The organism is Acinetobacter sp. SH024 (assembly GCF_000163635.1).
In the GTDB taxonomy this organism is placed as follows: Bacteria; Pseudomonadota; Gammaproteobacteria; order Pseudomonadales; family Moraxellaceae; genus Acinetobacter; species Acinetobacter pittii.
Genome location: NZ_GG753604.1, coordinates 123,460 through 145,756 on the forward strand (window position 1 = coordinate 123,460; position 22,297 = coordinate 145,756).

Here is a 22,297-nt window from a genome sequence, read left to right on the forward strand (position 1 = left end):
CTAAAAGCTATGAGAATGGCTTGGTTTTGACCTGTTGTGTCGCTTTCAATACGACAATAAAACCACTTAGTGTAAATAACACCATCATTACTCCCATATTGAGCGATGCAGACCAAATCAGGAAGTTAAGAAGCACGCCTCCTAAAAGGCCACAAGCGAATTGCATACTTCCCATAATTGCACTTGCTGTTCCAGCGCGAGCACCTTGTTTGGACATTGCTAACGCCATAGCATTTGGGCCTGTTAAACCAATGCCTGAAATAGCTAAAAATAACCCTACCATAACCAGCCATAAAGGCGCCGCAGGAATTAAACCAGCAATAAATACAATGATGGCTCCAGTCACTTGCACAAGTGAACCCGATTTTAAGCGTTTGGTAATTTCAACACGTGTTGTTAAATGCTTGTTTAAAGAGGACATTAACATGATACCAAAAGCATTTAATCCAAATACGTAAGCAAACTGTTGCTGATTAAGTCCGTACTGATCCATAAACACTGCAGGTGCTGAACTGATATAGCAAAATAATGCAGCCCCCGTTAAACAGCCTGCAAACATAGGTAAGCGGAAACTCGCATCTTTGAAAATAGCTCCATATAAAGTCACCACTTGATAGAGTGATAGCTTAAGCCTTTTATCATTTGCCAAAGTTTCTTTAAAAAAGAAATGTACGCACAGCCAACACAGCGCACCCACAATTGAAAGCGCAATAAAAATAGCCTGCCACGGAAACCAAATTAAAATCCATGCTCCGATCATAGGAGCCAAAATTGGTGCAAGTCCCATGACAATCATCATGCTTGAGAAAGCTTGTGCAGAGCCTTGAACGTCCAATTTATCGCGTATTGCTGCACGAGCCATGACTACGCCAACACAACCACCTAAAGCTTGTAAAATACGGGCCGCAATCAAGCTCCATTCATTAGTAGCCATTACACAAAATAAGCTTGCGACTGCATAAAGCGCGAGGCCAAAGTAAAGTGGTTTCTTTCTACCGATACGATCGCTTAAAGGACCATAAACCAACTGCCCAATGGCTAAACCAAAAAAATAAGCTGGTAGTGTATTTGCCACCATTTGCGTACTTACCCCAAAATCATGGGCCATTTGTGGTAACGCAGGTAAGTACATATCAATGGATAACGGCCCTAAAGCCGTAAGTAAAGCGAGCAACATAATCCAGCCAATAGAGTATTGACGCTGGGCTGTTTGTTCAGACATAACGATATTTCATTTTTCACTCATTTGCATACAGACAAGCTTACACTGTCTATCGTATGATTTGTGCAACATTGGTGTAGAAATACACAAATCCTTTATCACTCAGGTTGATCAGCAAGGACTTCATTTGAAATCTTGGTTTAAACGCCTAAAAAGAGCGACTTATAACACAACATTTATGTATAACGTGCGAATGCTGATAGCCTTTTCAGGAACTGCTTTCGTGCCTTATTTTTTAGGCTATCAATTAGCAACTATTCCACTCACTTTAGGTGTAGTCGCAGCAGGTTTGAGTGATATTGATGATCGCTTTTCCGTGCGAATCATGAACCTAATTTATACTTATATTGGGTTCTTCGTTACCGCAGCTTCTGTACAACTACTTTTCCCCTACCCAATGGCTTTTGCTTTAGGGTTGATTGCTTCATGTATTGGCTGGATTTTACTAGGTTCATTAGGACGTCGTTACGCCACTATTTCTTATGGCTGTTTGGTTGTTTCGGTCTATACCATGTTGGGTGTTCACCTTTTTGATCACTGGTATATTCAACCTGCTCTTTTAGTTGCAGGTGCTGCTTGGTATGGCGTCATTGCTACTATTAGCTTTTTACTATTTCCGGTTCGCCAACTTCAAGATAAACTCGCAGCGTCTTATGCATCTCTAGGTGATTTTCTATTTGCAAAATCAAATTTATTTGATGTAGATATGACTCCTGCCAGCTATCAGCAAAGTATGATTGAGCTGTCATTAGAAAATGGTAAGTTAATTACGATTTTTAACGACTTAAAAACAGCTTTATTGACTCGTTTAAAAGGTGACCGTGGGCAAAAAGATACACGCCGAAGCTTACATTATTATTTTGTCGCTCAAGACATTCATGAGCGTGCTGACTCAGCCCATATCGACTATCAAAAGTTAGCCAAAATTTTTCAGCACAGTGATATTTTATTTAGATTTCAACGAATTTTGGCGGTTCAAGGCAAAGCTTGCCAAGAGTTAAACGAATGTATTTTACAACGCAAACCTTATAATCATAACAAACGCTTCAAGCAGAGTTTTGAGAACTTAAGACTATCTTTAGAGAAACTAAGACGTGATCAGCATTATGATCTGTTATGGGTAAATGCTCTCTTCGCTTTATACCAAAATTTAAAATCTATCGACTCTCAGTTACTTAACTTAGAAACGGAACAACACATTCAGTCTGATAAAGTTAAACAAGCAGAGAACCAGCTTAAAGATGATGATTTACAAGGATGGAACGATATTGTCATCCGAATAAAGCAAAATCTAACTCCTGAATCTGTACTTTTCCGCCATGCAATTCGCGTCTCAATTGTTCTTTTTATTGGGTATGTGCTGATTCAAATGACCAATATTGAGTACGGCTATTGGATTATGCTTACAGCCCTATTTGTAAGCCAACCTAACTTCAACGCAACCAAACGTCGCTTACGCTTACGAATTGTCGGAACATTAGTCGGAATTATTGTTGGTCTTACCATTGTATTTCTCGTACCTTCCGTCGAAGGACAACTATTAATGTTAATCCTAAGCGGGGTATTGTTTTTTGAGTTACGCAGTAAGCAATATGCTCAAGCAACCGCATTTATTACAATTTTGGCATTAATTAACTTTAATCTAGATGGCTCGGCAATGGCTGCTGCTATTCCGCGATTTGTAGATACTTTAATTGGATGTGCGCTAGCTTGGTTTGGTGTGACCTTTATTTGGCCTGACTGGAAATTCCGACGCTTACCTCGCAACATCAGACGTTCATTACAAGCTCAATGCAATTATTTAGCTGAAGTTGTTAAACAATATCATGAAGGTCGTAATCATGCGCTGAATTATCGTATTGTAAGACGGGCTGCTCATAATACAGATGCCGAAGTTGCTTCACTTATTTCAACTTTAGCGACAGAGCCAGACTTTGACCCTACCCGTAAGTCGGATATCTTTGAATTTTTATGTTTAAACCATACATTTTTAAGTTATATCGCAGCACTTGGAGCACATCGAGAAAGCATTCAAGATCAAGCAGTTCTTAAACTCTTAGATCAAGCACTGGATGATATTCAGGGGGCTTTATTGAGAGATGAGATGCCTGATCTTACAGCACAAAATATGCTCCAGACGATACGTCAACGTTTGAGTCAAAATAATGAAGAGGATCAAAAATCACTCATCATTTTACAGCAGCTATCACTCATGCTTGGTGTATTAAACCGTTTTAGTATGCTAAAACAACGCCTAAGTCATGATCTTGATAATGATGCCAACGAGCTTGCATCGTTATAAATTTGAGTCGGAAATTAGTATGAAATTGGCATAATATCCTTTCCTGACTTATGCCAATTAATGCTAAACTTAAAACAGTTTACAATTTGTTATTTGCACTATGACCGCGAAAACTTTATACGCTTATACGCTTCAGCCTGTTCCCTATGACGTGTCAGAAGCTGAACAACGTAATGCACAGCTTCTTATCTGGCGCAGCACCAATAAAATCAGCACAAAAATTTGGGCAATTATGGGTGTCGTTTTAGCCCTAGCTATATTAGGTCTTATTTTTATTAAGAACTACTCTACTGTTTTTTGCTGGGTTGCTATTGTTGCTGTAGTACTTTACTACCTAGGTCGTAAATACGGATTAGAGTGGTACGTTAAACGCAAAATGAATGAATTTCCGGTACAGGAAATCAAAGGTATTCGTTTAGGTGTGCAGCCTCATGGTATTGTGATGCGTCAACAAATGGGCTTACAAGAAGGCGTAGGTACTATTGGATGGAAAAATATCTACGAATGGTACAATACACCTGATTTTATTTTGGTCAATTTCAAAGTAAAAGATCCAAAAGGCCAAGAACAACAAGGTGCTTATATCCTACCTAAGCGCATGGATTCTAAAAACTTCTCGTTCAACACAATTCGCACACACTTAAAAGAATCTGTAGGCGAACCAAAAACCTTGTAATTCTAGATTTTATAAAAAGCCTCCTCATGGAGGTTTTTTATTAAGCTAAAAATAAATGATAATGAAAATTAATATTATCTCCAAAATCCATATTATCTCCCCAATCTTCGGCTATACTTCGTTACAAGATCTCCATCATATTTACATTTTCGACCATGTTTAAAAAAATTTTATTTCAAATTCATTGGTTTCTGGGTATTACTGCTGGCCTCATCTTATCCATTATGGGTGTTACAGGTGCAATTTATTCTTATGACCAACAAATTTTAAAATGGGTGAATTCTGATAGTTATGTTGTACAAGCTGAAAACACTCCAAAATTAACTCCTGCTCAGCTTTACCAGCATTTCAATACAACCCAACCTGAAATCAAAATTAATAGCATTACGATCGCCAAGGACCCCACCTCTTCTTCTATTGTAAACATTGAAAAAGAAGGTGAACGCCGTGGCTACAATATGATGGTGAATCCTTATAACGCTGAGGTTCTTCCAGATGTTAAAGGCCGAAAATTGTTGTTACTCATACAACAAATTCATCGTAATTTAACAGCAGGTGAAGTTGGTAAACAAATTACTGGTGCCTGTGCACTCATGCTAATTTACTTCGTACTCAGTGGGTTATATTTACGTTGGCCTAAAAAGCACTCTGCTCGTCAATGGTTGGCTGTTAAACCGAAACTCAAAGGCCGGAATTTTATTTGGGATCTACATGCTGTTGTCGGCACATGGGTCATTGTTTTTTATCTTCTTTTTGCATGTACGGGACTATATTGGTCTTATGATTGGTGGCGTAGTGGCATGTTCAAAGTGATGGGAGTTGAACAGCCTAAACGACAAGATCATGGCGCTGCTCCTCAAAATCAAAATCGTGGAATGCAGCAAGGTAAACAATCTGACCGTAATAATGATAAAAAATCAGAGCCTCAATTAGATAATACTCAACTCATTACAGCACTTAATCAAACATGGAGTGGCTTCAATAGTCAGGTTGGACGTGATTATTCGACTCTAACATTAAGCTTACCGAAAAAAGATGATGGAAAAGTTGAGTTAAGCTTTGTCGATGCTACTCCACAACATGAACGGGCACGTAACCAAGCCATCTATAATTATCAAACTGGCAACATCGAAAAGATGGAGCTTTACGAAGACAAAAAGCTTAATCAAAAGATTATGAGCAGCATGTTACCCGTACACCGCGGTAGCTTCTTTGGACCAATTTATCAATTCGTTGCAATGCTTGCTTCTCTAGCAATGCCTTTGTTCTTGGTTACTGGGTGGATGCTGTATCTTAAACGCCGTAAACAGAAAAAATTAACACAGGCGGCTCGTCAGTCTTTAGCAGGACAATACATTGATCCAAATGCAAAGCCTTGGCTTATTACTTATGCAACTCAAACCGGCGTAGCTGAACAACTCGCTTGGAGTACGGCAACAAGTTTACAAGAGGCTCATCAACCTGTTCAGGTAAAACCTGTACAGCAGCTAACACAAACTGATTTAGAGCAACATCAGCAGGTTTTATTTGTGATCAGTACTTATGGTACTGGTGATGCTCCTGATCTTGCTACAAGCTTTGCTAAAAAACTTTTAAAATTGAATGTGGATCTTAAGCACATCAACTATGCTGTTCTAGCGCTGGGCTCTAAAGAATATCCAGACACTTATTGTAGTTTTGGCCATGCAGTAGATGCTTGGCTTAAAGCAAATGGTGCCCATGCTCTCTTCAATACAATTGAAGTTGATAATGCAAACCCATCGGATATTCAAAATTGGAATCAATCTCTCGCTAAAGCAACCAAATTAGATTTACATGCTGTAAATCTGGAAAAAGTATTTGATAGTTGGACATTGCAGCAACGTGATTTACTCAATCCAAATAGCTTAGGTCAGCCTGCTTATAATATTGAACTTAAAGCAAATCATGAGGCGATATGGCAAGCGGGTGATATTGCTGAAATCCAGCCTGGTAATAGTCCTGAACGTATTCACGCTTTTTTGCAAAAGCATCATATTCTTAAAAATTCAAAAGTTGATTCACTACAGATTTCAATCGAAAAAGCGCTTTGGAATAAAGATTTAACTGGTGAAATTGAACCATTTGCCAATCTGGATCATTTATTAGAGCAGCTCCCTACTCTACCAACGCGAGAGTATTCGATTGCGAGTATTCCTTCTCAGCAAGTCCTGTTTGGTTGTTCGTCAACAATATGATGCGTCTGGTAATTTAGGTTTAGGTTCGGGTTGGCTTACTCAACATACGCAAGTTAATAATGAAATTGCTTTGCGTATTCGTACCAATGAATCATTCCATCTTATTGATGACAACCGCCCTATTATTTGTATTGGTAACGGAACTGGTATTGCTGGCTTAATGAGCCTATTACACACCCGTACGCGTCATGATTACACTGAAAACTGGTTAATCTTTGGTGAACGTCAAAGAGCATGTGATTTCTTCTATGAATCAACTATTGAGGCATGGAAAACCACAGGAATGTTAAAACGCCTCGATTTAGCATTTTCCAGAGATCAAGAACAACGTATGTATGTTCAAGATGTAATCCGTCAGAATGCAACAGAATTAGTAAGCTGGATAGAACGTGGTGCTGTTCTGTATGTATGCGGTAGTATTGATGGTATGGCAAGCGGAGTTGATCAAGCACTTATCGAAATTCTGGGTGAAGAACAGGTAGATGATTTAAGACAACAAGGTCGTTACCGCCGTGATGTTTATTAAAAATCAATAAAAACAAAAACCGAGTAATAGCTTAAATGCTTTACTCGGTTTTTTATTGCATTCAGAATGATTTTGCATACACTGTCTGCAATTTAAATTGCAACTCTAAGCACAATGCAAGTCAGTAAGTGGATCCGTATTTTCCTAGCAATCATTGGTTCGATTTTATTTCTAGATGGATTAGTTCTAATTTGTCTCAATAAAATTAATGTAGGCACCGTTATTCCTTTAATTTTAGGTGCTTTCCTCTGCCTATATTCCTTATTTTATTATCATTTAGAACGCTTTTTCTTCTATCACTATCGCTTACACACACTTTGGCGTTTTGGATGGTTATGCTTCTGGATATGGTTAATTGGCTTAGGCTATTTTTTTAGCTTTATTAAAGAAAATAAAGATACTTCAAATAATATTCCTCCAGTAAAAGCAATTATTGTCTTAGGAAGCGGTGTTGAGAATGGTCAGCCATCCACAATTCTTGCAAAACGTTTAGATACGGCCGCCGCTCTAGCCCTAAAACAGCAGCAAGCACAGATTGTTCTAACAGGTGGTCTTGATTTTTCAGAAAAAGAAAGCGAAGCATTGGTTATGTCTCGTTATCTTGAACAAAAGTATCATATCGCAAGAGATCAAATGATCCTTGAAGATAAAAGCACCAGCACAGAGCTTAACTTAAAAAATAGTAAACCCTTATTAGAACAGCACCACATTACCTTAGACCAGCCAATTGCTATTGTGACAAGTGATTTTCATATTCCTCGAGCAATAGCAATTGCAAAAAAACAGGGCTATATCCAAGTTTATGGGGTAGCGGCCGAGACACCATTAGCTACTCGCTACAATGCATGGTTACGTGAATATTTCGCATATGCAAGTGGATGGCTTTTAAACGAATATTAAAAATAATTTAATAAAAAAACTGCTATTTAAAAAATAGCAGTTTTTTTATTTGTGAAAATATTAGTGATCGGTACAAATACAAAGTTGATCTAAGCTGAAGATCATAAATTGCAAGTTAGATTCTTATCTTTAGCCACTAATAAAGAAATTTAATAAGGAGGAGGAAGCCCATCAACAGCAAGAGAAAAAAACACTAATGCTAAAAAAATAAAAACTAGCGATCAATAAAAAGAATAACTTAAAGATATAAGGACTTTAATTTTAGAATAGAAACGTTGTATCTACACTGAGTCACATAGTAAATAAATTTACATGTAAGTATAAGATATTTATAGATGAATATGAATTCAGGGAATTTAAATTTCTGATAGAAATTATGGTGGGCGCTGACGGGATCGAACCGCCGACATTCTGCTTGTAAGGCAGACGCTCTACCAACTGAGCTAAGCGCCCTTAATGAGAAAGATAGCGAATGTATCTTTATACTCTACATTCTCTAGACAAGGGAATCAAGAGAATGGCGCAGCGGACGGGGCTCGAACCCGCGACCCCCGGCGTGACAGGCCGGTATTCTAACCAACTGAACTACCGCTGCACTACAATACTTTAAAATAAAGTATGGTCACATATATGGTGGGCGCTGACGGGATCGAACCGCCGACATTCTGCTTGTAAGGCAGACGCTCTACCAACTGAGCTAAGCGCCCCAAGAAGAAAAAACTAATAAATTATTAATTTTTTGATTTAAAACTTTTACATCTCAAATCTTCTTCCAAACACAACCCGAACTGAAAAGTGGCGCAGCGGACGGGGCTCGAACCCGCGACCCCCGGCGTGACAGGCCGGTATTCTAACCAACTGAACTACCGCTGCACTTTCACAATATCGCAATTGTGGGGTAAACGATGTTAAGTCTTAAGTGGCGCAGCGGACGGGGCTCGAACCCGCGACCCCCGGCGTGACAGGCCGGTATTCTAACCAACTGAACTACCGCTGCACTTGAGAGCTTAACGTAAAGGCTTGGTGGGCGCTGACGGGATCGAACCGCCGACATTCTGCTTGTAAGGCAGACGCTCTACCAACTGAGCTAAGCGCCCTTAACGTCTTCATCGTTTGTGAGGTGCATTATAGAGAAACTTTAACAGGTGTCAAACGCTTTTCGACAACTTTTCAAAAAAATGCGAATGAATGATTAAAAATAAGTCATTATTAAGTAAAAAACAATTTTTTGTATTTTATTTAAGCACTTATTTTAATATTTTGATCATTCAGCTAATTAAATAAGAATTTTTAAAATCTTATTTTAGGTTAAAGATTGCTCAGACAAATAAACCAATGCATCTTCAGCGACTAAATCAAACAGTTCAATGATTTCTTCATTACGCATTCGAATACAGCCATGTGACATGGGAACGCCCATCGGTTCTTTATCAGGAGTGCCATGAATATAGATATAACGCTGCATGGTGTCGTGGCCATCGCCTTTATTGAAGCCTTCTTCTAAGCCATCTAACCAAAGAATGCGTGACAATATCCAATCTCGCTCAGGAAATTGTGCTGCAAGTTCACTACTATAGACCTCCCCTGTTGGCTTACGTGCAATAAAAACCGCATTTTGAGGAGATTGGGCACCAATTTTTTTTGCAACCCTATGCCATCCACGTGGAGTCCTACCAGTATTCTCTTGCTCACCGATTCCGTTCTTTCCGGTAGAAATGACATAAAACTTATTATGTTTAGGCAAAGTTAATGTTTGATTTGCTAAATCGATGAGGACATCTGCATCTTCGAGCTTAAATTGAGACATTGAACTTATTCTCTTATATCAACTCAAATACTTTGAGTTTAAGTAAAAATTTATATGAAGAACTTGTCTTGCGCCAAAATTAAAAGATTATCAATCTTCTCTTATCTACGCGCAGTTTCACTGCTTGTCTTGCGCCAAAATTAAAAGATTATCAATCTTTTAATTTTGGCTCAGGGCGTAGCCATAACCAAACTGCAACGATGAACATGGTAGTATCAGTAAAAACTTTGACCCCAAGCGGTGCTGAAGTAAATAGCATTATAAGGCCACTGATTGCCATCATTATGCTTGCAATCCATTTGGCTTTACGTGGTACTGTACCATTGGCTCGCCAATCACGTAATGTTGGGCCGTATTTGGGATGGTTTAATAACCAATCATCCATTTGTGGCCATCCCTTTGAAGCTGCCCATGCAGCCAGAATCAAAAACACTGTTGTGGGCATACCTGGTAAAATTGCTCCAATAATGCCTAGCGTGATAAAAATCACGACCAAAGAGCGCCAGAACAATGTTCGCATATATAAACCTTAACCTGCTGTTAGCGTTAGTATAAAGTGTTTTTCTAATATTGTTTGTTGATCCCTTATGAAATTAGGATGAATTACTTCGAGTATTAAATATATGAATATTGCCTCAGTGAAAACTTCCTATTTCGAACCATGGCTTCAATTTCAACATTCTATAGTGCGACAGCTGGCTTTTTGTATCGCTAGTCCAAATTTACTTTGCCAATTACCAAAAAGTTTTTCTATACAACACGACTTTAAGCTGCACCCAACCGAAGTATGGGAAAAGCATTTCCAAAATTATTTACCACGTTTAAAAGAGCTCGATCATTCACCAGAGCCTTTAATCCAGTTTTTATCTCAACTTAAAAGTACACGCTTAGGTTTACGCTTTGAGAATTTACTTTGGTTCTGGCTACAAGAGGATAATTATCATCCTTACCAACTGTTAGGTCATAGTATTCAAAAAATTGATGGAGCAAAAACTTTAGGTGAGCTAGATTTTTTAATTTTAAATAAAAAAACTCAACAAATTGAACATTGGGAGGTCGCGTTAAAATATTATTTGGGCGAGGCAGACTTACATTTAGAACAATGGATTGGATTAAACCGTCAAGATACTTTAAGCAAGAAACTTTATCATTTTACGAATAAGCAATTTCAATTTTCTGAAGCATTAAATTTTAAGATTCAACAACGTTTTGCGGTTTTAAAAGGACAACTCTACCTACCACTTCAACTAAATTTTCAAAAGTCGCTACCAGACTGGATAAATTTAAAGCGTCGTTTGGGATATTGGGGGACTACCATTCCCCATTCTTCTTTTTATCGATTGGAAAGACACGAATGGTTGTGTCCAAATAAAGAGCAGACTTCAAATCCAGCACATTGGTGGACAGACGGTCTATATTGTAAAAATAGTGAAGAGGTTTTGTTTTATATGTTTAGACATCCTTCATACTTAAACATTAAGCCTCACCTGCAAAAATTAAACTAATTAACAATAAGTTTTAAGCTTCTAGAAACATTTTATAACGTTTTTACTATTAAACAGTCATGTTTCTTTTTCCGTTTGTTTTTTAATCTAAATTTACTTCATTATTAAATTTAAACGGAGAAAATGATGAAAAAAGTTTTAGCTGCGTCTGTAATGGTTGCTGTTATTTTAACAGGGTGTAATACGTTTAAAGGTTTTGGGCAAGATGTTTCTAAAGCAGGTGATGCTGTAACAAATACTGCTGAAAAAACACAAGATAAAATGTAAGTTAGAGTTGTTACTTCAAAAACCTTATCATTCCGATAAGGTTTTTTTATTTTTACGTACCCATCCCCTAGAGATTCGCCTATTATATCGGACTATATTTCACCTGATCAGCACGCAATTTTCGGTATGAACCATTCAGACACTCTCTCGCTTAGCTTAGAACTGTTACAACAACCTTCTGTTACTCCTATTGATCATACATGCCAAACCATCATGGCAGACCGTTTAGCCAAAATTGGTTTTCATATTGAACCGATGCGTTTTGGTGAAGTTGACAATCTTTGGGCGCGTCGCGGAACTGAAGAACCTGTATTTTGTTTTGCCGGTCATACTGACGTAGTTCCGACAGGTAAGTTAGAAGCATGGAATTCAGATCCGTTTGTACCTGAAATTCGCGATGGAAAATTATATGGTCGTGGTTCGGCCGATATGAAAACTGCTCTTGCAGCCATGGTCGTTGCATCTGAGCGTTTTGTCGCAAAACATCCTGATCATAAAGGTTCAATTGCTTTTCTAATTACTTCTGATGAAGAAGGCCCTGCTATTAACGGTACGGTTAAAGTGATTGAGACTCTTGAAAAACGTAACGAAAAGATGACGTGGTGTTTGGTAGGTGAACCTTCAAGTACTCATAAATTGGGTGACATTGTTAAAAATGGTCGTCGTGGTTCACTTAATGCCGTATTAAAAGTTCAAGGTAAGCAAGGTCATGTGGCTTACCCACACTTGGCGCGTAATCCGATTCATGAAGCATCACCAGCTTTAGCAGAACTGTGCCAAACTGTTTGGGATAATGGAAATGAATATTTCCCAGCAACATCATTTCAGATTTCAAATATTCATGCTGGCACTGGCGCAACAAATGTCATTCCTGGCGCACTAGAAGTTACTTTTAACTTCCGTTATTCAACAGAAGTAACAGCAGAACAACTTAAACAACGTGTGCATGAGATTTTAGATAAACACGGTTTACAGTACGAAATCGTTTGGAATCTTTCTGGTTTACCATTCCTAACACCTGTGGGTGAACTCGTTAATGCAGCGCAAACTGCTATTTTAAACGTAACGGGTACTGAAACTGAGCTTTCAACGAGTGGCGGTACTTCTGATGGCCGTTTTATTGCTCCAACAGGCGCACAGGTATTGGAATTAGGTGTTCTTAACGCAACAATTCATCAGATTAACGAACATGTTGATGTACAAGACCTTGATCCACTAACTGATATTTATGAACAAATTTTGGAAAATTTGTTAGCTAAGTAAAAGTTAAAAAGGAACTCAAAATGAGTTCCTTTTTTTATAGATGAAATGAATTTTGAATATATTGCAAATTAGGAACATGGTAGCGTTGATTGTCCATACGAATATATTTAAATACAGTTGGGTGCTGTAAAGACTCTTGTATATCGTCATTTTCATCTACGACTTCAGAAATACGCAGGCGAACTGAAACTGGCATCGATTTACACACAAGTGCAAAACGTTGACTAATGTCTTCGCTTTCAATGACTAAAGCTACTGCTCGAGAATCTATTTCGTTGTGAACCGAATAAACAGGGAGTTTTACATCATGCCATTCAATATGCTTGATACCGTTTTTAACATCCATAGCAGATAACACTATATTTTGCGGCAATAGCATCGGCACTTGCTGATGACACTCGATAATATATGCATCAATAAAACCAGTTGAGACAGTAATTAAATGCTGAAGCTCTTGCTGGTCCATTTCATTAATTAAGGATGTACTTATATTACTTTTCATTAGGCAAGTCTCCCTTCAAATGTCATGAATAACGCATCAATATTGTGAAGTAAGTCTTCTTCTTGGAAAGGTTTACCCATGTATTGGTTCACACCTAAAGTAAATGCTCGTTCACGGTGTTTTTCACCAGTTCGTGATGTAATCATAATCACTGGTATATCTTGATGTAGATCATGATGTCGAACGAGATTAAGTACCTCAAAGCCATCCATTCGTGGCATTTCAATATCAAGTAACATGAGATCTGGTTTAATATTTTCCAATTGCTCAATCGCATCAACCCCATCTTTAGCTGTGACTACATCATAGCCCTGACGTTCAAGTAAGCGAGACGTCACCTTACGTACAGTTACCGAGTCATCTACAATCATGATAAGACGTCGCTCATCAGACTCGCGTTGTCTATAGATAGTTTCATTAAGCGATTTATGTCGGCGAGTAGATTGAATTTGGCGAGCAATATTTTGTCCATCTAAAATTAGACAAACTTGACCATCACCTAAAATAGTTGCTCCTGCAATCGCACCAATGCTAGAGAATTGTTGTCCTATTGGCTTAACTACAATCTGTGCGCGTGAGCCAATCAGTTGGTCAACTAATAAGGCGACGGTTTGTCCTTTATTTGCCTTAATCATTAATACTGGTAATGAATACATCATTCCACTTAAGCGCGGAATTGGTTGATTACCAACAAACTCAGATAAATAACGTAATGGATAGCGCTTATTTTCAAATTCAAAGAGCTCTTGTTCACTTCCGAAATATTGTTCTAATGATGCTGGTGAAACTCGTACAATTCGATCAATCTGCGCCAGTGGGATTGCAAATTGCTGATCAGCAACTTTAACCATTAAAGCATCACTAACAGCTACTGTCGTTGGAACACGTATGGTAAAGACAGTTCCCTGCCCGTATACAGAGTCGACACTCACATGGCCACCTAAGGCCTTAATATCACTTTGCACGACATCCAGTCCGACGCCACGGCCTGAAATCTGAGTGACTTGATCGGCTGTACTTAAACCAGGATGGAAAATCAGCTGTAAAATATCTTGATGTTCTAATACTTGCTCTGGATTAATCAAACCAGACATTAACGCCTTTTGACGAACCTTCTCGATATCAATACCTTGCCCATCATCCTTAAATGTAACTACAACATCTGTACCTTGACGATGAATATTGAGTTCAATGCGTCCAGTTTCTGGTTTTTTAGCTTGTTCACGTTGCGCACGGTCTTCTAATCCATGGTCAATTGCATTTCTAAGCATGTGCTCAAGTGGCGTAACCAAACGTTCTAACATTGTCCGGTCCAGCTCGCCTTCTGTATTATTAACAAAAAGCTCCGCTGGTCGATTTAACGTGGTAGAAGTCTGCCTCACAATTCTTTGCAGACGAGGCAATAATCGAGAAAATGGTACTAAGCGTGTTCGCATAAGACCTTCTTGAATTTCAGCCTGAATACGCGATTGCTGTACCAATAAACCTTCAGTGTCTCTGATCTTTTCAGATAATGTATTTTTAAAATCTACTAAATCCGATGCAGACTCGGCAAGAGACTTTGATAACTGATTTAATGAAGAATATTGGTCCATCTCTAAAGGATCAAATTCCGTATAACGTGAGTTCTCAATACCGTGCTTTGCAATAATTTGGGTTTCCAATTCACCTTCCATTCGACGCAACTGATCTGCAAGTCGCTGAATAGCCAATTCCATTTCCGCTAAGGTATGACCAAATTGGCTTAAATCCATTTCAATTCGCGAACGGTTAATCGAATTTTCACCAGACAGATCAATCATTTTTTCAATTAAATCTGCCGAGACTCGAATCATCTCATTATTTTGATCAAGGCGTTGTGCTTGTTCCCACTCACCCATCATTGGCGGTGGTTCTGTACCGTCACCTTGCACAAAACTCATTACAGGTTCCGTGCTGAATAGATCAGTTCTAGTTAACTTACTAGGAATTTGAATTGCTCTTTCAATGAACTGGATATTTTCCAGACTTTGTTGTAAACCATCGAAGTGTTGATAATTTTGTTTAAAAATTGCCTCTTTTAACCAGACAATTGCACTCTCTAATAAGTTGTCATAAATATTTGAGCTGAAATGATGAAGCGCAAATTGTTCAAAAGCATTCTCAAGTTGATAAGCAATCGCTTGCACGGTTTCAAGTCCCAGCATACGGGAACCGCCTTTCAAGCTGTGCACTGCTCTTTGTAGTTGAAGCAAGATACTACGGTTAGTACGTTGCTCGAACCATTGTTTTAATAAGTGATCGGCCATTTCTAATAGTTCGGCCGCTTCCTCCATGAATGTCTGCTCGACAACAGTATTAATATCTTGATCTGGGATACTCTCTGTATGATCGTGATCAGCATAAAGAACTTGTAATTCGGTTTGCTCAACAAGTTGATTATTAGACTTAGCAATCTGCTCAGAAGCAGAAGTTAACTCACTGAGGTTTAACGCCGTATTATTTATCGCTTCTTGTTGTAATACTTCAAAATTTAATTCAGGTATAACATACGTTTCAGGTTCTGTTTTGCTCTCTTTAATATGAGAATCAAATACCTGACCTGCATTTTTAAGTGCTTGAATAGTATGAGAAGCAGCATAATCTAGGTGCTGTTCACGCACTATTTGAAGACGGTCAGCCAAGTCATCTTGAACTAGTCGAATAAAATCAATGAGAGCAGACGAAACTATCAACTGTTTTTGAATTAAACGCTCATAAATACTTTCTAACTCATGTGCAATTAAACCAATATAAGTTGCCTGAATCATATTTGCCCCACCTTTTAAGGTATGCAAATAACGCATCAGATTATTGAGAGCGGCAAAGTTTTCTTGATCATTAACCCAAAGATTAAGATCTGTATCCATTCCCTCAAGCAACTCACCGGCTTCTTCAAGAAAAATATCTAAAAGATCTGGATCAAAATGACGGTTTACATGCTCAGACGAAATAAACTGTCGATCTAGTTGTACACTCTGTCCTATGGTGACCTGATCAGTGAATACATTTTCTATGAGAGGTTCATTCGCCGTTTGTTCAACTTCAGCATTAAACAATGGTTCAAAAACGTCTTGATGAGTTTCTAATGATTCGGAATTAAGATTTGGAATATATTGAGTATATAGTTTTAGCTCATCCAAGACATTTTGGTGTTGCTCGATGATACTTACTCTTTGTCCCGCAGCTAATGCATCAAATAACTGAATTAATTGTTGGTGCGCTTTTTGATAAATTTCAAAAATATAATCTGATTGCAATAAATCAGGTCGATCAAGCAATATGTCGTAGCTTTCTTTCAACTGGTTAGTATATTCATATAAACCAATCATTGCCTGCGACTGAGTATGTTGCAGCAAAACATCTGCTTGTTCACTTAAACGTTCAAGATAATGAGGAAACTCTGTACGTATTCCCTTCTCAAAGTCTAATTCCGCATCAAGTAATTCAGCAACATCTAGCTGTAATAGCTGAGACACTAAACCATGTGGAGGCATGAGTGGGCTCGAATGCTCACCATGCTGCTCCATGTAAGCATCCCAAACCTGATTAAATTTTTGTAGATCAGATTCCAATTGCTCAGTAGAGCAATGTGCAGCCAATAGATCTAAACTATTTCGAATAAACTGACGATAATCACGGAGTAATGAAACTTCTTCTGAATGAGAAGAAAGCTCTTCTTGTAATAGTATTTTAAATAAATGCTCAACTTTGGTACTAGCTTCAAAGATTGGTTCTACATGAGCCATGGCAGAGCTGCCACGTAATGTATGTAACGCACGTATTAGAGCATTATAACTTTCATGCTGATGTATTTCTTTTTCCAAAAACTGATCAATTGTCGCTAAGTGCTCTTCTGCTTCTTCCATAAATAAAATTAAGGTTTCAGCAAGAGTCTGTTCAGTTTCTATAGCAACTTCTGGAGTCAAAATAGTTAAAACTTCTGTAGATTCTGGTTCTAAGTCATTCGCTTCTAAACCAGTTTGAGTTTCAGCAGTAAGAATATCTGATAATAATAAAAGTTCGTCTAACGCGGGTTCTATACTTTGCTGTTGCTGTAATTGTTGTCCCAATAAAATTAGGGGCCTAAAGTCTAGGGTATGATTTTTTTTAGATTTGAAGTCATCTACTAACTTAAAGAAATAGAACTTAAATACCAACTGAACATATTGTTGGATGTCAGGAGTTAATCCGAGACTCTGATTGATTACCCGATTAAGCGTATCTTCCACAGTCCAAGCAAGCTCAGCAGAAGATTTGGCCCCAATCATTCGCCCTGAACCTTTCAATGTATGAAAATGACGGCGGATTTCAGTAAGCGTAGCAACATTTTCAGATTGCATCCATTCGTGAATCAAAGATTGTAATTCAACAAAAATTTCTTCAATTTCTTCGACAAATATTTCAAGAAATTCATCATCTTGTTGAGAGTAGCTATCTTCCGGTAGCATCATTGCTTCAGTTAAAGTTTTTAATATTTCTTTCATAGCAAAGGCTTCTTTTGCTTGTCTCCTAAATGGAGAAAAACGACAGAGTCAACACCAGAAAAATAGCTGTTTCCCCAATATTTATCTGGTGTTGTTAATACTTTTTAGAAGAATAGCGGTACTGAAACAGCTATTCTCATCCCCAATTTAATCAGGTAATTTAAAGTCCGTTACCGATTCACGTAATGACTCTGCCATGTTTGCTAGTTCAGAAACAGAGCGTGCTGTATCAAAGGTTGCAGTTGTCGTTTGTGAAGTAATTTCTTGTACGACTGTCATGGTGGTCGCAATATGGCTGGCAGATGCAGATTGAAGTTTTGCTGCATCAGAAATGCTGGCAATTAAGTTTGCCAAGTCACCCGATACTTTTTGAATTTCATCCAAGGCAATACCCGCGTCTTTTGCCAAGTTTGCACCACGCACAACTTCAGTGGTGGTTTGTTCCATCGAAATAACAGCTTCATTTGTATCAGTCTGAATTGTTTTAACCAGAGTTTCGATCTGTTTAGTTGCCGATGCAGAACGCTCTGCAAGACGCTGTACTTCGTCAGCAACTACGGCGAAACCACGGCCTGCTTCACCAGCCATAGATGCTTGAATTGCTGCGTTTAATGCAAGAATGTTAGTTTGGTCGGCAATATCGTTAATGAGCGATACGATGTTACCAATTTCTTGTGAAGACTCACCCAATCGCTTAATACGTTTAGACGTTTCTTGAATCTGTTCACGGATTGTGTCCATACCTTCAATTGAACGGTTTACCACTTGCGCACCATTAGAGGCAATTTGTACCGAACGCTCTGCTACCTCAGCAGATTCAGATGCATTTGAAGATACTTGGTCAATCGATTGCGCCATTTCATTCATTGCTGTTGATGCACCAGCAATTTCTTGAGCCTGATGCTCAGACGCCTCTGCTAATTGGTTCGTAATACTCTGCGTATCTTGTGTATAGCGAGCAACTTCTTGAGAGGTTTCATGAATACGTGATACAAGGTCACGTAGTTGGTCAATCGCAAAGTTAATCGAGTCGGCAATTGCTCCCGTAAAATCCTCAGATACAGTTGCATATGAACGTAAGTCACCATCTGCAAGATCGGCGATTTCATCAAGTAAACGTAAAATCGCGTTTTGGTTACGGTCATATTCGTCTTGTAATCGAGTAACACGTTGCTTATCCATCACACTACGTAATGTGATCAATTTAAATACAGAGAAGATTAAGCCTGCTAAAGAACTGATTAGCACCGCACCTAACAATAAAGTAAGCCAGTTCTTTCTTGCTACATCAGATAAATGCCCCAAGTTATCTAACATCACATCTGATTTAGAGAAGATCTGAGAAGATGCCTGACGAACATTGACAATCTGGTTACCATTTTTTAATACCGTGGCAGCAGCAGATTTTAAGACTTTGTCATATTCAGATTTAATACTTTCTAATGATTCACGTAAAGCCGGATCAGCAATACGATCAACACCCAATTCAGCATTACCATTAAGTTCAGCATTTAAATACGTACCAAACGTATCAATGTCTACACCAAAATCGCTAGTCGATACATTGCCATCGGTACCACTTAATACCGAGTTAATAGAACGTAAAATACGTTCGGCAATAAATACCTGGTTTTTAGCAATAATTACCTGACTACTTGGCAAACCTTGACGCGCCATTTGGTCAACCATCAAGTTATATTCTGCCTGAATCTCAGGGACGGTTTCGCTAATAGAGATGTTGGTGTCATATAACTGGTTAAGGACTTTTTGATGTGCTGAAATCAAATCGATGTTTTTTGAAAGTTCAGTCCACATAACTTGAACTTTTTGATATTCATCAGTCGATTTACCGTGAATATTTTCAATCTCAAGTAAGTTTTCATTAAAGTCTTTTTGAGACTGCTGTAGCTTGGTGATTGCCTCTTGAGAGCCAGACTCAGTTGCTTCAGTTGCTTGTTTAGAAATCGTTTGAGATAACAAACGCAACTCACCGAGACTTCGAATTAACTGGTTATGACGTGGAACGTTATAGAACAGATAGGCTAGAGAAACTAATGCAAGCACAAAACATAAAAGTGCTGCATATAGGATTGGCTTGGACTTTTCACTTTCCCCAAATAAACTGGCAAACTGCTCAATTTTTGACTGGATTGTTGCAATAAAATTGACACCCGATTTTTCGGACGCAACCCGACTGCTGCCTTTCTTTTTAAGCTTAAAGCCCATAGCTTTTCCCCAGAAAAATACTCTGTTTTCACAGCGTAAAAATTAGTTTATAAATTTTGTCGATGCATTCATGTAATGTGGGTTTTGCAATAAACGACTAAATAAAAAGACATGCCAATGCTGGTTATGTTGATGAAAATAACCTTGGCAATATTCTTTTAGATTTTCCTCTAAGTCTAAGCTTTGAGAAAAAAAGCTTTTTTTATTAAAGTGCTGAATCCCCAAAACCTGATCCACGACCAACCCCACATACTGGTCGCGATGGCTAATACACAATACTTTTTGAGTTGACGAAAATGAACTTCGTTGCCCTAAAATAAAATGCGCCAAATCAGACACTGAAAGTAATCTTCCTCGAATATTTGCCAATCCCTTTACCCAACTTTGGGTATTTGGAACAGGTGTATATTTTGGCGGATAGATTACTTCTGACACTTCCCCAAGTGGTGCGACGAAGTATTGCCCTCTCATTTCAAAAGCAATTCCTGACCATCGCTGTGCTTCATTTTGAACTGAAGCGTAATTCTTATTACCCCGTTTAGACAAACGAAGTAACTCGATAAATCCATTCGCTGCCATACTCGATCCTATAAAACGGGTACAAAATGCCCGTTATTTATGTTTTTATGGATGGATGAGTTAATTTAGAAATTGTTTAATTACATCAATCAATTGATTCTCTTCGATTGGCTTAATCAAATAATCGATTGCACCTTGACGCTTGCCCCATACACGGTCAGTTGCCTGATCTTTAGTACTCACAATAACAACAGGGATATGCTTAGTGTCTTCATCACGAGTAATCTGACGTGTTGCCTGAAAACCATTTACACCCGGCATTACAACATCCATCAATACAAGATCTGGTTGCTCTGCTTTTGCAAGAGTTACACCATCTGCACCATTTGATGCTTCAAGCACGTCATAACCATGTTTGGTTAGGATCTCTTTAAAACGGAAAGTTTCTGTTGGTGAATCATCTACAATGAGAATACGTGCCATTTTTTTGCCCTCAAATTATTGTTTATGAACTTACATGATTACGAATCGCGTTTAACAATTCATCTTTGCTAAAAGGTTTCGTCAAGTATTCATCTGAACCTACCACACGCCCTTTTGCCTGATCAAATAAACCATCTTTACTAGAGAGCATGATAACGGGAATATTCTGATAATTTTGAGAGTTTTTTATCAAAGCACAAGTTTGATAACCATCTAAACGAGGCATCATGATATCGACAAAAACAATATCCGGATTTGCTTCTGCAATTTTGGACAAAGCTTCAAATCCATCCACAGCAGTAATCACTTCACAGCCTTCACGCTGTAATAAGGTTTCCGCTGTACGGCGAATGGTTTTTGAGTCATCAATCACCATTACTTTCAGATTTTGGAATGCATCTTCCATTTAATCTTCCATCCCCATAAAAATAAAATATAAATGCAATTTAACTTAAATTTGTTTTTACACATTTATACGCATTTTTAACATATCTCACGTTCTATTTTCAATGAGGCATTTTTGTCTACTTTCTCATTTATAAACAATAACTTTTAACCTCATCACACTTTAATTAAAATTATCATTTTTTTTATAATGACTATATTTTTATTCAGCTAAATAATAATTAATATAATGAAGATTAAATATTTAAAAATAAGCGACTTAGCTATCTTTTTTGGGGATTTTCAATGAATGACAGGATGAAATATGCCTTTTACAGGAACTGTTTGTCTGTATCTATAGGCATTATTTCCTTCGGATCACTCTTTTTCTTACCCTCTAGTGTTGCTATTGCCGGCACACCTAAAGCGGTTTGGTATCGTTATTATGACCAACATGGTATTGCCAATATTAGTACATCGGTCACACCTGCTCATATTCGTTATGGTTATGAAGCTCTAGATCGTAATATGCAAGTAATAAAAAGAAACCACTCTTATAATGCTGAAGCTGATTTAAATCAATCGAGTCAACGGGCATTATTGGCGCGACATAAAGAACAAGATATCAAATTAAAAAAAGCTTATAGCAATAGTAAGACAGCTTCGATTAAAAGAGATCAGGCATTAGTGTCTATAAAAAAGCAAATTAATTATCAGCAGGAACAACTTAATCAATTACAACAAGACAAAATTTTATTTAAGCGTCAGGAAATGGAGTATTTCAGAAAAGGAGAACCGATTCCTGAGCGTCATAAGGCTTTGATTGAAAACAATCTAAATAATATTAATCGGGTTAAACAAACACTTGAAACACTTTCCAAGACCTATAACCGAACCAACAATGAGTATGAAAATATTATCGATCGTTTAAAAAAGCTTGAATAACTGCAAAGGTTTATCAAGAATAGGGGGCAAAATAAAATTTGAATTATAG

Annotated in this window: 16 protein-coding genes, 6 tRNA genes and 1 pseudogene; 8 read left to right on the forward strand and 15 right to left on the reverse strand. The window is 38.0% G+C overall.

The annotated features are described in order from the left end of the window. Positions 1 to 7 precede the first annotated feature (7 nt). Complete coding sequence (locus HMPREF0013_RS21620; protein ID WP_002116425.1) at positions 8 to 1,222, reverse strand: multidrug effflux MFS transporter; 1,215 nt, start codon at positions 1,220 to 1,222, stop codon at positions 8 to 10. 127 nt (positions 1,223 to 1,349) lie between these two features. Between HMPREF0013_RS21620 and yccS the strand changes: the two genes are divergently transcribed. From yccS to HMPREF0013_RS21640, 4 genes and pseudogenes are all read left to right on the forward strand, one after another. Beyond that, positions 1,350 to 3,524, forward strand: a complete 2,175-nt coding sequence (gene yccS, locus HMPREF0013_RS21625; protein ID WP_002116372.1) for a YccS family putative transporter — start codon at positions 1,350 to 1,352, stop codon at positions 3,522 to 3,524. A gap of 100 nt (positions 3,525 to 3,624) precedes the next feature. Next, a complete protein-coding gene (locus tag HMPREF0013_RS21630) occupies positions 3,625 to 4,200 on the forward strand; it encodes an SdpI family protein (protein WP_002116136.1) in 576 nt (191 codons plus the stop codon). Between the two features lie 155 nt (positions 4,201 to 4,355). Then, positions 4,356 to 6,942, forward strand: a pseudogene (locus tag HMPREF0013_RS21635) (PepSY domain-containing protein). Positions 6,943 to 7,056: 114 nt separating this feature from the next. Next, a complete protein-coding gene (locus HMPREF0013_RS21640; RefSeq protein ID WP_002116057.1) occupies positions 7,057 to 7,842 on the forward strand; it encodes a YdcF family protein in 786 nt (261 codons plus the stop codon). 377 nt (positions 7,843 to 8,219) lie between these two features. Here HMPREF0013_RS21640 and HMPREF0013_RS21645 read toward each other — a convergent pair. The 8 genes from HMPREF0013_RS21645 to HMPREF0013_RS21680 all read right to left on the reverse strand — a co-directional run bounded on the left by HMPREF0013_RS21645 (position 8,220) and on the right by HMPREF0013_RS21680 (position 10,169). Then, positions 8,220 to 8,295 (reverse strand) — tRNA-Val (locus tag HMPREF0013_RS21645). Positions 8,296 to 8,360: 65 nt separating this feature from the next. Beyond that, a tRNA-Asp gene (locus HMPREF0013_RS21650) sits at positions 8,361 to 8,437 on the reverse strand. A 36-nt stretch (positions 8,438 to 8,473) separates the two neighbouring features. Next, positions 8,474 to 8,549: transfer RNA gene (locus HMPREF0013_RS21655), tRNA-Val, on the reverse strand. Positions 8,550 to 8,638: 89 nt separating this feature from the next. Continuing rightward, positions 8,639 to 8,715 (reverse strand) — tRNA-Asp (locus tag HMPREF0013_RS21660). Positions 8,716 to 8,762: 47 nt separating this feature from the next. Further along, positions 8,763 to 8,839 (reverse strand) — tRNA-Asp (locus HMPREF0013_RS21665). 24 nt (positions 8,840 to 8,863) lie between these two features. Beyond that, a tRNA-Val gene (locus HMPREF0013_RS21670) sits at positions 8,864 to 8,939 on the reverse strand. Between the two features lie 206 nt (positions 8,940 to 9,145). Continuing rightward, positions 9,146 to 9,649 (reverse strand): cell wall-recycling L,D-carboxypeptidase ElsL, encoded by a 504-nt coding sequence (gene elsL / locus HMPREF0013_RS21675; RefSeq protein WP_002116462.1) that lies wholly within the window; start codon positions 9,647 to 9,649, stop codon positions 9,146 to 9,148. 151 nt (positions 9,650 to 9,800) lie between these two features. Beyond that, on the reverse strand, positions 9,801 to 10,169 hold the full coding sequence (locus tag HMPREF0013_RS21680) for a YbaN family protein (RefSeq protein ID WP_002116111.1): 369 nt from the start codon (positions 10,167 to 10,169) through the stop codon (positions 9,801 to 9,803). Positions 10,170 to 10,272: 103 nt separating this feature from the next. On the opposite strand from HMPREF0013_RS21680, the gene HMPREF0013_RS21685 reads away from it, so the two are divergent. The 3 genes from HMPREF0013_RS21685 (at position 10,273) to dapE (ending at position 12,684) form a co-directional block, all read left to right on the forward strand. Further along, positions 10,273 to 11,154: a DUF1853 family protein gene (locus HMPREF0013_RS21685; protein WP_005072800.1), complete on the forward strand. Its 882-nt coding sequence runs from the start codon at positions 10,273 to 10,275 to the stop codon at positions 11,152 to 11,154. A 123-nt stretch (positions 11,155 to 11,277) separates the two neighbouring features. Then, positions 11,278 to 11,421 (forward strand): entericidin A/B family lipoprotein, encoded by a 144-nt coding sequence (locus HMPREF0013_RS0105750; RefSeq protein WP_014207555.1) that lies wholly within the window; start codon positions 11,278 to 11,280, stop codon positions 11,419 to 11,421. A 126-nt stretch (positions 11,422 to 11,547) separates the two neighbouring features. Beyond that, entirely contained in the window at positions 11,548 to 12,684 is a 1,137-nt protein-coding gene (gene dapE / locus HMPREF0013_RS21690; RefSeq protein ID WP_005072799.1) for a succinyl-diaminopimelate desuccinylase, read from the forward strand. Between the two features lie 34 nt (positions 12,685 to 12,718). Here dapE and HMPREF0013_RS21695 read toward each other — a convergent pair whose 3' ends face one another. The 6 genes from HMPREF0013_RS21695 to pilG form a co-directional block, all read right to left on the reverse strand. Continuing rightward, entirely contained in the window at positions 12,719 to 13,186 is a 468-nt protein-coding gene (locus HMPREF0013_RS21695) for a hypothetical protein (RefSeq protein ID WP_002116250.1), read from the reverse strand. After that, complete coding sequence (locus HMPREF0013_RS21700) at positions 13,186 to 17,691, reverse strand: hybrid sensor histidine kinase/response regulator (protein WP_002116497.1); 4,506 nt, start codon at positions 17,689 to 17,691, stop codon at positions 13,186 to 13,188. Before HMPREF0013_RS21700 ends, HMPREF0013_RS21695 begins: the two co-directional genes overlap by 1 nt. Before the next feature lie 147 nt (positions 17,692 to 17,838). Beyond that, positions 17,839 to 19,917, reverse strand: coding sequence for a methyl-accepting chemotaxis protein (locus HMPREF0013_RS21705; protein WP_005072794.1), 2,079 nt, complete (start codon positions 19,915 to 19,917; stop codon positions 17,839 to 17,841). A gap of 42 nt (positions 19,918 to 19,959) precedes the next feature. Then, entirely contained in the window at positions 19,960 to 20,496 is a 537-nt protein-coding gene (locus tag HMPREF0013_RS21710; RefSeq protein ID WP_002116439.1) for a chemotaxis protein CheW, read from the reverse strand. Between the two features lie 60 nt (positions 20,497 to 20,556). Beyond that, complete coding sequence (locus HMPREF0013_RS21715) at positions 20,557 to 20,919, reverse strand: response regulator (RefSeq protein ID WP_002116220.1); 363 nt, start codon at positions 20,917 to 20,919, stop codon at positions 20,557 to 20,559. 22 nt (positions 20,920 to 20,941) lie between these two features. Further along, positions 20,942 to 21,325: a twitching motility response regulator PilG gene (gene pilG, locus HMPREF0013_RS21720; RefSeq protein ID WP_000389061.1), complete on the reverse strand. Its 384-nt coding sequence runs from the start codon at positions 21,323 to 21,325 to the stop codon at positions 20,942 to 20,944. 284 nt (positions 21,326 to 21,609) lie between these two features. Here pilG and HMPREF0013_RS21725 point away from each other — a divergent pair, with 284 nt between their 5' ends. Next, positions 21,610 to 22,248 carry a hypothetical protein gene (locus tag HMPREF0013_RS21725; protein ID WP_005072790.1) on the forward strand — a complete coding sequence of 213 codons (639 nt, stop codon included), beginning with the start codon at positions 21,610 to 21,612 and terminating at the stop codon, positions 22,246 to 22,248. Positions 22,249 to 22,297: the final 49 nt, after the last annotated feature.